12 protein-coding genes are annotated in these 13136 nt (G+C 35.1%); 3 read left to right on the top strand and 9 right to left on the bottom strand.

The genetic code is table 11. From position 1 onward, the window contains the following. The first annotated feature begins 224 nt into the window (after positions 1-224). Positions 225-446 carry a VF530 family DNA-binding protein gene (locus FLAVO9AF_RS04740; RefSeq protein WP_159685113.1) on the top strand — a complete coding sequence of 74 codons (222 nt, stop codon included), beginning with the start codon at positions 225-227 and terminating at the stop codon, positions 444-446. On the opposite strand, the gene FLAVO9AF_RS04745 is transcribed toward FLAVO9AF_RS04740, so the two are convergent. From FLAVO9AF_RS04745 to FLAVO9AF_RS04765, 5 genes are all read right to left on the bottom strand, one after another. After that, on the bottom strand, positions 443-1000 hold the full coding sequence (locus FLAVO9AF_RS04745; RefSeq protein ID WP_159685116.1) for a DUF3575 domain-containing protein: 558 nt from the start codon (positions 998-1000) through the stop codon (positions 443-445). The genes FLAVO9AF_RS04740 and FLAVO9AF_RS04745 overlap by 4 nt on opposite strands. A gap of 124 nt (positions 1001-1124) precedes the next feature. Further along, complete coding sequence (locus tag FLAVO9AF_RS04750; RefSeq protein ID WP_159685119.1) at positions 1125-3323, bottom strand: TonB-dependent siderophore receptor; 2199 nt, start codon at positions 3321-3323, stop codon at positions 1125-1127. A gap of 45 nt (positions 3324-3368) precedes the next feature. Continuing rightward, positions 3369-3797, bottom strand: a complete 429-nt coding sequence (locus tag FLAVO9AF_RS04755; RefSeq protein ID WP_159685122.1) for a hypothetical protein — start codon at positions 3795-3797, stop codon at positions 3369-3371. A 93-nt stretch (positions 3798-3890) separates the two neighbouring features. Then, positions 3891-4442 carry a GNAT family N-acetyltransferase gene (locus tag FLAVO9AF_RS04760; protein WP_159685125.1) on the bottom strand — a complete coding sequence of 184 codons (552 nt, stop codon included), beginning with the start codon at positions 4440-4442 and terminating at the stop codon, positions 3891-3893. 10 nt (positions 4443-4452) lie between these two features. Further along, positions 4453-5307 carry an aldose 1-epimerase family protein gene (locus tag FLAVO9AF_RS04765; RefSeq protein WP_159685128.1) on the bottom strand — a complete coding sequence of 285 codons (855 nt, stop codon included), beginning with the start codon at positions 5305-5307 and terminating at the stop codon, positions 4453-4455. Between the two features lie 166 nt (positions 5308-5473). Between FLAVO9AF_RS04765 and FLAVO9AF_RS04770 the strand changes: the two genes are divergently transcribed. Next, positions 5474-7735 (top strand): M1 family metallopeptidase, encoded by a 2262-nt coding sequence (locus tag FLAVO9AF_RS04770; protein ID WP_159685131.1) that lies wholly within the window; start codon positions 5474-5476, stop codon positions 7733-7735. A 200-nt stretch (positions 7736-7935) separates the two neighbouring features. On the opposite strand, the gene FLAVO9AF_RS04775 is transcribed toward FLAVO9AF_RS04770, so the two are convergent. Continuing rightward, complete coding sequence (locus FLAVO9AF_RS04775) at positions 7936-8976, bottom strand: agmatine/peptidylarginine deiminase (RefSeq protein ID WP_159685134.1); 1041 nt, start codon at positions 8974-8976, stop codon at positions 7936-7938. Positions 8977-9162: 186 nt separating this feature from the next. Here FLAVO9AF_RS04775 and FLAVO9AF_RS04780 point away from each other — a divergent pair, with 186 nt between their 5' ends. Then, entirely contained in the window at positions 9163-10689 is a 1527-nt protein-coding gene (locus FLAVO9AF_RS04780) for a choice-of-anchor I family protein (RefSeq protein WP_159685137.1), read from the top strand. A 92-nt stretch (positions 10690-10781) separates the two neighbouring features. On the opposite strand, the gene FLAVO9AF_RS04785 is transcribed toward FLAVO9AF_RS04780, so the two are convergent. The 3 genes from FLAVO9AF_RS04785 to FLAVO9AF_RS04795 form a co-directional block, all read right to left on the bottom strand. Beyond that, on the bottom strand, positions 10782-11669 hold the full coding sequence (locus FLAVO9AF_RS04785) for a carbon-nitrogen hydrolase (RefSeq protein ID WP_024980785.1): 888 nt from the start codon (positions 11667-11669) through the stop codon (positions 10782-10784). 129 nt (positions 11670-11798) lie between these two features. Then, entirely contained in the window at positions 11799-12167 is a 369-nt protein-coding gene (locus FLAVO9AF_RS04790; protein WP_159685140.1) for a glyoxalase, read from the bottom strand. Between the two features lie 12 nt (positions 12168-12179). Then, a complete protein-coding gene (locus FLAVO9AF_RS04795; RefSeq protein ID WP_370516447.1) occupies positions 12180-13031 on the bottom strand; it encodes an HAEPLYID family protein in 852 nt (283 codons plus the stop codon). Between the last annotated feature and the right edge of the window lie 105 nt (positions 13032-13136).

Genomic DNA, 13136 nt, shown 5'->3' on the forward strand with positions numbered 1-13136 from the left:
TCATTCATTACCATAGAATTAGTTACTATTTTTGACATACAACTTAAAACAATTTTTATGTAAGAGTTACTCCATTGTAATGATAAACTGTTTTGAATTTGAGTTATTAAGTTTTTGATGAATTATTATGATTCTTTTAGATTAGTTAAAAAGTAAAAAGGTGTTTACAAATTGTAAACACCTTTTTTATGTTTATTTTGAATCATTAATTGTATTTTTGCTTTATGAAACAACAATCAAAAGACCCTCTACACGGTGTTACTTTACAAATGATAGTAGAGCAATTAATCGCTTTTTATGGATTTGATACTTTAGGTGAATTGGTTAAAATTAAATGTTTTACTACCAATCCAAGTATAAAATCTAGTTTAGCATTTTTGAGAAAAACGGATTGGGCTAGAAAAAAAGTTGAAGAACTATACTTGCGCTCTTTGTCAAAGTTTTAGTTCAATTTGTAGGTAATCATTAGACCTCCTCGATATGGTAACCATTCCCCGCTTTTGTTGTATTTTTCTGCTTTTTCATAGCGTCCTGGTGTACCATCATTGTAGTATCCTTTATAAAAACCCTGATGCCAACCGCCACCAACAAAAGCATCTAGATTAATTTTTTCAGTGATTTTGAAATTGTAACCAATTGTAGCTCCAATTCTATATCCAAAACCATCTTCGTATTTATTGGTATTCCAATAATTCCATTTTTGAATTTTGTAGATATCAGGACCTATATGTCCACCAAAATACCAACCCTTATATTTTTCTTTGAAGTGGTAGCGAACTTCTGGGGTAAAGGTGTAAAATTGCATCGGATGATGACCATCAAAGGATTTCCAGAACGAAGCCATTACATCAAAACTAAAAGTCAATTTTTTCCCAATGCTTGTTTCAACCCCAATATTAGGAACTCCAACTAGTGCTGTTACACCATTAAATTTGATATAGGTTTGGCTAAAACTTGTAGAGACTATTAGTAGAAATATTAAAGCAATAATTTTTTTCATATTTGTTTAATTTGCGGCAAAGGTAAATCTAATTTTGGGAAAATTCTGAGCCGAATATGGATTAATAATAAACAAGTGTTGATTTTTTAGATATAAATTAATCAACACTTGTTATTTCAATTGGTTAAAACGTATACTTTCCGCCAAGGTAAAAATTTCGTCCTCCGGCATTTATTCCAGAAGCGAAGGTTCTGTATTGGGTGTCTAATAGGTTTTCAAGGCCAGCAAAAACAGTAAGATTGTTTATTAATTTATAAGCTCCTTTTAAATTATAGGTTTCCCAAGAAGGCATACCGTTGGCTGGCGCATATTGTAAATTATCTTCCCCGCTTGGAGAATAATCTTTTAATCTTTTTTTGCCATTGTATAAAACATAAGCATCCACCATCCACTTATCGGCTTCATAACTCAAGCCAGATTTTCCATAGGTTGGAGCGATATGGTCTAATGGAAATCGACCTGAATTATTCTCAACCTTTCCGTTGGTATAATTGAAGTTACCATACAAAAGTAATTTTGGTAGCAGATACCATTTGAGTGAAGTTGACAGCCCCACAATTTCGCCTTTTCCTTGATTTTGATTCGCGTAGATTTGACTTACTTGTCCTTCATAAATTATGCTATTTTGACCGTTAAGTGTAAAAGGCGAAGTTACAATAGCGTCATACAATTTAGTATAAAAGAAAGTATTTTCTAGTTGAAAGCGTTTGCCTTCCCAAATGGTGATGCCCATATCTGCAGTTACAGATTGTTCTGGTTTTATGTTTTGATTGGGTACAATGACTCTTCCAGGAACGGATTCGAAAATTTTAGCCAAATCATCGATATTAGGTACTCGAAAAGCTGAGGCGAAATTGAATACTAATTTCACATTCTTACTAGGGTTATGAACAATTCCAACGGCACCACTGTAGGTGAAATTTTCTTGTTTAACAGTGGTGTAAGGAAGTTTGAAAAAATTAGTGTCTGCTTCGCTATTCAATTGTGTATAACCACCTCTAAAGCTAGTATTGAATGTTGTCAAATCAGTAATGTCATTATTGAAATAAGCAAATGCTTCGGCTCTAAGTGTATTGTTTTTTCCATCAGGATAACGTGAATCTGTAACGGATTCGACACCAGTTAGGATGTTTTTACGAATTCCTTTTGATTGCAAATCATCATAATAAAAGTCGGCACCGTATACCAAATCACCATTCCCAATTTTAGTTTTAAAATCAGAAGTCAAAGCATACACGTTTACTTTTTCTATTCTTGAAGTTTGGTTGGCACTGCCAAAGCTTCTGGTAATTCTGCTTTCTTCTACTCGTTGATAACTAGCGTTTAAGTTCAAGGTTGTAGAACCAAAAATGTCTTTCTTTACAAGTTTGTAGGCAGATAAAAATCTGTCTTGTGGTCCATAGTTCCAAACTGCCGACCTTAATTTGCCTGCTGTATTGGTGTCTGTTAAGCGGTCGTATCTTGGAATATCAGAAGTAGTGGAATATTGAATATTCAATTGATGTTTAGTAGATTCGTTTTGCTTAAAAACTACTTTTTGCATAAAATCATATTGCGTATAGCCAGAGAATTTCTGAATGTATTTATTTGTGTTAGCCACTTGAGTGTCTACTCCGTTATTGGTTACTACATAAAAAGGGCGTTCTCCAAAGAAGGCATTATTTCTATTTTTGTTTTTTCCCATTCTTAAATCTCCAAATTCATTATAAGAAAAAGAGGTTAGACTTGCCCATCGATTGCCAGCATAATTAAAATCAAAATGTCCTGATTTGTCTTCGTTTACAGTGCTATAAGAAGATAATACGTTTCCTGAAAACATTTTATTGTCATTTTCGTCAAGTAAACGGGCGTTTTTGGTTTGAAGAAAAATCGCTCCACCCATTGCATCACTTCCATAGACGGTAGAAGAAGGGCCAAAGAGCACATCAATGTTTTCTAGCATATTTTTATCAACGGTGATAATATTTTGCAAATGCCCCGCACGATAAATAAGGTTGTTCATTCGGATGCCGTCAACGAGTAATAAAATTCTACTTGACTCAAATCCTCTAATGATTGGGCTACCGCCACCTTGTTGTGATTTTTGAACCGCCAATGTTCCAGAATTCGCAAGTGCATCAGCGCTGGTTTGAAAGTTTTGAAACTCGATTTGTTTTTTGGACAGCGTTTCTAATTGCTGTGTCATTTTCTTTTTTGGTTGTGCAAAACGTCTAGCGCTGACCACTAGTTCATTTAATTCAACAGCATTCACGCTGTCTTTTGTTGCTTGCGAAAAGCCCATAAATGAGCATAGACAAGTCAACAAAGTGATTGTTTTCTTCATAGTTGCTTTGGTTTAATTTTATAAAAAATCTATTTAAAAATTAAACTAGCAGGGTGGACGAAATAGTTTTTGGCTTAAAAGCCAATTGCAGATATTTTTTTTATTGTTTATCGAATTTTTAGTTATGAAAAATTCGGGACTATTTTCTATTTTCCATTGGGTTGAAGTAGGTTCGTGTACGGATAAAAAATGCCCTTTTTTCTTGTGAGCAGGAATAGATTTTTGTTTTTGAAAAGTTTGAGTAAGCAAAAGCCTGATTTCATTTTCTAACTCATCTTTTACTACTTTGGCAACAACTCCGTTTTCTTTGTAGCTGATGGATTGCACATCGTAGTATACACCATTAATCTGAAACTCTCTTTTATTGTCTTTGGCATCCCATTCTTTTGCAGTAAAATGGAGCAATTGAAATTTGTCAGTTTGGTTAAGCTGATTTTGGTAATGAATATGTTGCCATTCCTGTAAAATTAGCATTGTAAAAGAAAAAAAAAGACCCAAACAGTACATTACGACCATTGCGTATGTACTGAGAATCTTTTTATGCTTCTTTTTGGGTATCATTAAATGCTAAATAGGGTTAAGTTTCGAATATACTACAGCATCAATAAATTTACCATCAAAGTATTCATTTTCTTTAAAATGTGCTTCTTTGACGAATCCACATTTTTGTAAAACTCTCTGAGAAGCTTCATTTTCAGGGTCAATTACCCCTTCTATAGAATGCAATTGCATAGTGTTGAAGCCATAATCTACTACACATTGAACTGCTTCTGAAGTAATTCCTTTTCCGTGATATTCAGGTAAAATCATATAGCCAACCTCGGCTCTGTAATGTTCGGGTTTGATGCGATAATGTCCAATAACTCCTAGCATCTTATCATCACCTTTTAATGTAATAGCCCAATTGATTCCTTCATTGGTTTCAATTTTGTCTTCCATCATTTGAATATGAGCTAAGGCTTCTTCGTGATTCGTTAACAAAGGCCTTGGGATGTACTTCATAGTTTCTGGATTGGAACGCAATTCGAACATTTCTTTGACATCAGAAGGCAGCACTCTTCTTAAGATGAGTCTTTCGGTTTCTAAATTCGGAAAAGGAGAGAAGTTGATGGTTAACATTTTATTTAATTTAAAGCAGCGTTATTGTATAATTTGACTCAAAAAAAGAATTTGGCTCGACCATTTGAATCCCCTCTTTTTCAATAATTTTTCCTGAATTATTTGGGGTGTCTGAATAACCGAACCAAGGTTCAATACAAATAAAAGGAGCATTTACTGGTGTCCAAACACCAAGGTCTGGAAAATCGGCATAGTTTACTTTGAGTATGGGTTGGTTTTCTTCTAAAATTGTTACAGATTTTGAAGGTATATTTTTAAACACCAAAGCATCATTTTCAAATAACGGATACTCCAAATTCAATTGTTGATTTGGGATTTCGATGGTTTTCGTTTGATCCGAAATCAACCCTTCTTCTAATAAGTTAAAAGTTAAAGAGTCTAAACCGTCAAATTGTAATTGGTAACTATCGAATGCTTTTGGTAAAGCAAAGGCAGGATGTCCACCAATCGAGAATGGAAGTACAGTATCCGATGTATTGATGACTTTGTATCCTAAATGCAATGAACTACCAATTAGGGTGTAGCTCAATTGAAGTTCAAACGAAAAAGGATATTTTTTTAACGTTTCTTCATTGGATTGTAATGAAAAAGTAACGCTGTCCTCCTTTTTATCTATTACTTCAAAAGTCAATTCACGAGCAAATCCGTGACGTGGTAGTGAATAGGAGTTACCATTATATTCAAAAGTATTGTTTTTTAAAGAACCTACTATTGGGAATAAAATAGGGGAGTGCTTTCCCCAAAAATTAGGGTCACCTTCCCAAATGAATTCCTTGTTGTTTTTATCTTTTAAAGAAAATAATTCGGCTCCAAGTGTTTTAAATTGAGCCGTTATTTGGTCGTTATTTATGGAAATTGTAGTCACGATTTTTTTATTTTATAAATGAAAGGTAAAGATATTGATATTCCTATAAACAGAGAAGCTGAATACACTAAACCTTAAGAATTATCTTAATTTGTTTCGAGCTAATGTTATAAATAATTATTTTTTCATTTAATTTGTGCTTACACTAACACAAATTATAGATATTATGAAGACAAAGTGGCTTTCTTGCTTGGGCATTTTTTTCGGAGTACTCTCCGTTTTTGGTCAGCAACCTGCTCCAGCTGAAACAAAAGAACTAGTTTCTAAGTACGATTATCACGATGCGTTTGCACCGCATTTTTATACTAAAAACGGTACTTCTACGCGTTCAGCAAGTGGTGAACCTGGACCTGCTTACTGGCAAAACCGTGCTGATTATCAGTTAACGGCTAAATTAAATGATGCTACCAATGAAGTCATAGGTTCAGATGAAATCACTTATACTAATAACAGCCCTGATAAATTAAGTTTTCTTTGGTTGAATTTAGAGCAGAATTTGTTCAAACAAGATTCAAGGGGAACGGCTTTAGTTCCTTTGACAGGAAGTAGAAATGGAGGTCAAGGACAAATTTTTGACGCGGGTTTTAAAATTAAATCGGTTAAAGCTATCTCTGGAAAAGCCAAAACAGCAACCGATGTAAAATTTATTATTACAGATACTCGTATGCAAGTTTTTCTTCCTGAAGCTATTGCTGCCAAAGGAGGAAGTGTGAAATTGAAAATCGAGTTTTCTTTTATTGCACCAAACGAAGGTTCTGACCGTATGGGGGTTTTGGAAACTAAAAACGGAAAAATCTTCACAATGGCACAATGGTATCCTCGTATGTGTGTGTACGATGATGTACGCGGATGGAATACGAATCCTTATTTAGGGGCTTCAGAATTTTACTTGGAGTATGGTAATTTTGATATTAAAATTACTGCGCCAGCCAATCATATGGTGGTGTGTTCAGGTGAGTTGCTGAATCCAGCTGAAGTTTATACTGCTGAGCAATTCAAACAATACAAAGCAGCTTTAGTTAGTGATAAAACGGTGGTGATTCGTTCTGCGGATGAAGTAAATGCTACAGCAAAAAACAATGCATCAGCTACAAAAACTTGGCATTATCAAATTAAAAACGCTCGTGATATGTCTTGGGCTTCTTCTCCTGCGTTTATCCTAGATGGAGCGAGAATGAATTTGCCTAGCGGTAAAAAAGCATTAGCCTTATCAGCTTATCCAGTAGAATCTGCAGGCAACGAGGCTTGGGGACGTTCTACCGAATACGTAAAAGGTTCTATCGAAAATTATTCTAAACGTTGGTTAGAATATCCTTATCCAGTAGCGACAAATGTTGCAGGAAATGAGGGCGGAATGGAATATCCAGGGATTGTTTTTTGTGGATGGGAGTCCAAAGGAAAAGATTTATGGGGAGTGACAGACCACGAGTTTGGACATATTTGGTTTCCAATGATTGTTGGGTCTAACGAACGTTTATTCGCTTGGATGGACGAAGGTTTCAATACTTTTATCAATTCCTTAAGTGGTGTTGATTTTAACAAAGGAGAATACAAAGATGGACCATCAGATTTGCACCAAATTAGCGAAATGCTGACTAGCCCTAAACTAGAGACCATTATGAGTTCTCCTGATAATATGAAAGAGAAAAACATTGGGGTATTGGCCTATTTTAAACCAAGTTCTGGTTTAGTGATTTTGAGAGAGCAAGTTTTAGGGCCAGAGCGTTTTGATACGGCTTTTAAAACCTATGTGGAAAGATGGGCTTTCAAACATCCTACTCCTGATGACTTCTTTAGAACTATGGAGAATGTTGCTGGTGAAGATTTGAGTTGGTTTTGGAGAGGTTGGTTCCAATACAACTGGCGTTTGGATCAAGGTGTAAACTCAGTAAAATATGTGAAAAATGACCCGAAAAAAGGAATCATTATCACTATTGAGAATTTCGAAAAAATGGCGATGCCGATAGTTGTTGATATTAAAACCAAAAGTGGTAAAGTTACTCGAGTAAAATTACCAGTTGAAATTTGGCAACGTAACAAGGATTGGTCATTCAAACACAATTCTACCGAAGAAATAGAAAGTGTTGTAATTGATCCAGATCACGTGTTCCCAGATTCAAATACTGCTAATAATACTTGGACTGCTGCTACTGGTAAATTAGAAAAAGATGTTATTCTTGATGATTATTTAGGGGTTTATGCTACAGCCAATGCGCCTTTGAAAATAACTTTGACGGAAAAGAATAGTGCTTTGAATGTTGAAATATCAGGGTACCCTTCTTTTACAGCGACTCCAGTAACTGGTGAAGCAAATACATTTGAGGCTCCTGCGGCTGGATTAAAATTCAAGTTCAATGAAGCAAAAACAGGTTTTGATATGGTGATTACAGGAAACGGACAAGTGATTCCTTTTACCAAAGAAAAATAATCAATTATCATTAAATGAAAACGACTGTTAGATTTGTCTAACAGTCGTTTTTTATTTACTTTAAATTTGTATCTATACCACTAAATTATATAAAATAGTCCATTTTGTCAGTTCGAGCGCAGTCGAGAACCTTTGTTATATCTCGACTGCGCTCGATAAGACAAAAATACGATTGGACTGTATTGAAATAGTGTTTAGTATTACTTTGGAATTTGTTGACTCAAGCAATGCAAAGTTCCAAATCCCCAAATAAAATCAATAGCGCTAATGCCAATGATTTCTCTATCAGGGAAACATTCTGAAAGAATATTCAAAGCTACTCTGTCATTTACATCATTGAAAGTAGGTACTAAAACACAGTTATTTAAAATCAAAAAATTAGCATAACTCGCAGGTAAACGCAATCCATCAAAATCAATGCGTTTCGGCATAGGTAAAGTAACAATTACAGGTGCTTGACCGTTTTCTAGTTTCGCATTTTGTAAACGTTTTAGGTTGTCTTGCAAAGGTTTGTAATTGCTGTCTTCTGGATTAGTCTCTATAATGGTGACAATAGTGTCCTCGTTTATAAATCGGCACAAATCATCGATGTGTCCGTGTGTGTCATCACCTTCGATACCATCTCCAAGCCAAATGACATTGGTCACACCTAAATATTCTTTAAAAACCGCTTCATAATCTTCTTTTGTAAAGCCTTCGTTACGCACCTGAATCGTAGGATGCATTAAGCATTCTTCTGAAGTTAACAAGGTACCACGTCCATTTACATCTATGGCGCCACCTTCTACAATTACGGGTTTTCCTTTGTAAGTCACTTGAGTTAAGGGAAGTTGTAAATGTTCAGCAACTTTACTCGGTACGTGTTTGTCTAAATTGATGTTTTTATACTTAGCCCAACCGTTAAAATTGAAATTCAAGGCTTCTCTTTGATTACCGTTCTTCACAATGATTGGACCAGAATCACGCATCCAACTTCTATTGGTTTTATGAATGATGAAGGATATCTGCTCTAAATTTACTGTAGCCATTGTTAGCAATTCAGTGACTTTTTCTTTTTGATTTTCATCGGCAACTACCAAAAAAACAGTTTCGTAGGTGGCTACTTTTTTGATGAATTCTACGAAAGCCCATTGTACCGCTTCGTATTTTCCAGGCCAGTCTTTTCCGTTATGTGGAAAACATAATAGGATTCCTTGTTGTTTTTCCCATTCTGCGGGAAATCTTCTTGAGGTTGTAGTCATAAATAGATGCCAATTTTACTTCGGGCAAAGATAAACATTCCCAAGAATTAAAATAGAATTGAAGTTCATACATTTTAGAAAGCTTGGTTTGCTGTGTTTGTTTTTTATGTTAAAGATTATATAATATTTAGGTAATGCTTGAGCCTTTAGGTCGCGCTATTTTTGAAAAAAACTAAATTTAAAACAATGATTAAGAAAACTCTAGCAGTATTTGCAGCCTTATTTTTATTAGTGGGTTGTGAAAATGACAATGACGAAAATCCTAGCTCAGAATTAGGATATAATGAAAACCCAGCTTCATTTAAAGAAGTAGGTACGATTACAATTGGTGGAACTGGTGCTGCAGAAATTAGCGCTTTTGATGAAACTACGAAAAGGCTTTTTACCGTAAACAACAGCTCAACTAACAAAATTGATGTAATTGATTTAACCGATCCTACAAAACCGGTTGTGCTAACGAGTATTGATATGGCGACCTACAATGGTGCTGCCAATAGCGTTGCGGTTTATGGAGGAAAACTGGCTGTAGCTTTAGAGTCTAAATCGAATAAACAGGAGGCAGGAAAAGTGGTAGTTTTTAATACTTCGACTTATGCTTTGATTAAAGAAATCACCGTAGGAGCTTTGCCGGATATGATTACTTTTTCACCAGACGGAAAATTTATTGTTACTGCCAATGAAGGTGAGCCTAATGATACCTATTCATTGGATCCAGAAGGTTCTGTTTCGATTATAGATGTTGCTGCGAATTATGCTGTAACGACTTTAAATTTTGCTCAATTCAGTTCGCAACTTTCCGATTTAAAAACCAAAGGATTTCGTATAGCAAGTGTTTCCAATAATTTTGCTAACGATATTGAACCAGAATATGTTACGATTTCTTCGGATTCAAAAACGGCTTGGGTTACTTTGCAAGAAAATAATGGAATTGCTAAAATTGATTTGGCAGGCAAAAAGAACATACAACTTTTTCCATTAGGATATAAAGACTATTCTTTAGCAGATAACGCTATAGATGTAAGCGATAAAGACGGAGCAATTGCTTTTGCCACTTGGAGGGTGAAAGGAATGTTTCAACCGGATGCGATTGCTAATTTTGAGAGTAATTCCATTCCTTATTTGGTTACTGCCAATGAAGGAGACGCCAGCGAATACAGTGCTTTTGTAGATGTTAGAAGAATCAATCACTCTTCTGTGGTTTTGGATCCAACGGTTTTTCCAACGGCGGCTGCTATGAAAGTGGATGGTGTTTTGGGACGTTTGAATATTAATACCAAAATGGGAGATACTGATGGCGATGGCGATTTTGATGAATTGGTAAGTTTTGGTGCTCGTTCATTTTCGATTTGGAATGGCAATACCGGTGCTTTAGTTTTTGATAGTAAAAATGAATTGGATAAAAAAGCACACGAATTGGGACTTTATGATGACAATAGAAGTGATGATAAAGGAGTAGAACCTGAGGCGGTTTATGTAACCAAAATGGGAAATAAGCAAATTCTTTTTGTGGGTCTAGAAAGAGCCGATGCTTTGATGATTTATGATGTAACTTCTCCAACCGCTCCCAAGTTTTTACAAGCCATCAAAACGGGAGATGCACCTGAAGGACTTACTTTTATTCCAGCAGCTAAAAGTCCGAACAAGAAAAGTATGGTTATCGTAAGTAGTGAAGGGGATGGAAGTGTTAAGATTTTCCAGCCTGAATTGAATTAACTCAAGGTTTTCAATAGAAAAGCGTCTGAGATTCTAAGTTTAAAATATTCTTAGAATTTCAGACGCTTAATTTTTTAGCGATTTTTTTGAATTTAGTCTATTGCTCTTTTGGTAATGTCCCCAAAAGCATCAATTCGTCTGTCTCTGAAAAACGGCCAATTCTGACGTACATTTTCTTGTAAATCCAAATCAACTTCTGCAATTAGTATTTCTTCTTTATCGTGTGAAGCTTGTGCTAAAATTTCGCCTTGTGGTCCTGCAATAAATGACGAACCCCAGAATTCAATTCCAGCTGTTCCTTCGATGTATTGTTCCAAACCAATACGGTTGGCGGCGGCTACATACACACCATTGGCTACCGCGTGACCTTTCATAACATTCATCCAAGCACCGTGTTGGTTTTCGCCATATTGTTCTTTTTCTAAAGGATGCCATCCAATTGCGGTTGGGTAAAACAACACTTCAGCTCCTTGCAAAGCAGTAAGTCGTGCACCTTCTGGATACCATTGGTCCCAACAAATTAAGGTTCCAATTTTTCCTTTTTGAGTTGGGAAAGCTTTGAAACCAATGTCGCCAGGTGTAAAGTAGAATTTTTCATAGAAATGTGGGTCGTCTGGAATGTGCATTTTGCGATACAGTCCAGCTTCGGTTCCATCTGTATCAATGATGTAAGCACTGTTGTGATAAATTCCCGCCATTCTCTTTTCGAAGAAAGGAACAATGATTACCACGCCTAATTCTTTGGCTAATGCCGAAAAAGCAATAAATGAAGTGCTGTATAAAGGTTCTGCCAAGGCAAAATTATCTACATCTTCGCTTTGACAAAAATAATGACTGCTATATAATTCTGGTAACGAAATGACTTCTGCGCCTTGTTTTGCTGCCTCTCGAACCCAGTGTAAACATTTTTTTAAGTTGTTTTCAGCAACATCGTTGAGGTTTAATTGGATAACCGCTATTTTGTATTTTTTATTAGGCATAACTTAAAATTTAGAGTGCAAAAGTAGTTATTTTTTCTAAAGAGTTCTAATGAGGTAAAATGAAAGTTTAGTTTGTAATCAAGCTATCATTGGTTTTGTTGAAGTTCAATTGTAAATAGAATTTATTTTTTATTGAGGAGTAAATGCTCCAAAATGCCAAAGAATGCCAGAAGGATCGTGTAAAAAACATTCCTTTCCCCAGTCGAGATGGCGAATAGGGACTAATTTGGCAGTAGGATACTTTTTCGTCAGATGTAATGCTACTAATGATTCCCAAAATTCTTCAACGTTTTCAACTTCCATAAAAACCATAGTATTGTCAACCCAGTCTTTTACATAAGCATCTTGTAGGTAGAAGCCAAAATTAGCGGTACTGAAATAACTCATATTGCTTGAGAGAATACTTTCATTAAAGCCTAAATCTTTATAAAACTGTCTAGATTCCGTAAAGTTTTTGGATCCTATAAATGGGCGGATGGATTTGGTTTTGAATTGCATTTTTTTTTGTTTTTAATGTATGCCTTTGGGTTCATAAATTAGTCGTAAGAAAGTACTAAAGCGTTCGTTTTCTTTGCTTATTGGGATTCCAGTTACAATACCAATTAATAAATTGTCAATTATTCCAACACGCATTTGTGGTCTTATAACCATATCGAAAGCGCCATTATGAATTTCTTTGTTCAATTCTATTCCAATAAAGTTACTAGTTCCAGGAATCATATAATGAAAATTAGTATTGATTTGCCACGTAGTTTCGATATGATTGTTTTCAAATTCGTGTTCTATCACGGGTCCTGTGTAAAGTAAAGTATGAAAATTGTTTCCCCATCGTTTTGCGGCAACAAAAAAAGGATTGTAAATATTACCAATTATGGCTTTCGATTTTCCATAATCTGAAAAACTGGGTAGTTCGAATTCGTTTAAGTAGGCAATTGCTAGTGTGGTTTTGTTTTTTTCAGAAACATAAAATGAGTATTGTGTAGCTAGTTTTAATCCATCTATGGCATTTTTTGGAATGGTAGCACCGCTGTTGTTTGGAGAATAAAAAGTGAATGGGACTTCAATTTCTAAACCTAAACGATCAATGACTGCCCACTCGTATTCTACAAATCCATTGTATGAATCAAATGTATTGTTGTCTTTTAGTTCAAATCCTACGTTCCATTCTTTTTCGCCTTTTCGGGCACCTAAATCTCTAATTAAATCAATATAAAGGGGCTCGGCGTGAAGTACTTTATCTGGATGTAGTTTGTTTTCTACTGCTTCAATGTATAAACTGTCTTTTTCTTTTTTATTTTCATTTTGACTGAAAACTATTGAAGGAAATAAAATGGATAATAAAACAATAAAAAGCTTTTTCATTAGAATAAAATTATTTTCCTAGTTTAAAATTTATTGAGGTCGCTAAGTTTGGTTGGTGGTTGCTAATCAGTATAATAATCTATTAATTTCCGTGAAATGCTCTTT

The sequence above is a fragment of the Flavobacterium sp. 9R genome (genome assembly GCF_902506345.1).
Classification (GTDB): domain Bacteria; phylum Bacteroidota; class Bacteroidia; order Flavobacteriales; family Flavobacteriaceae; genus Flavobacterium.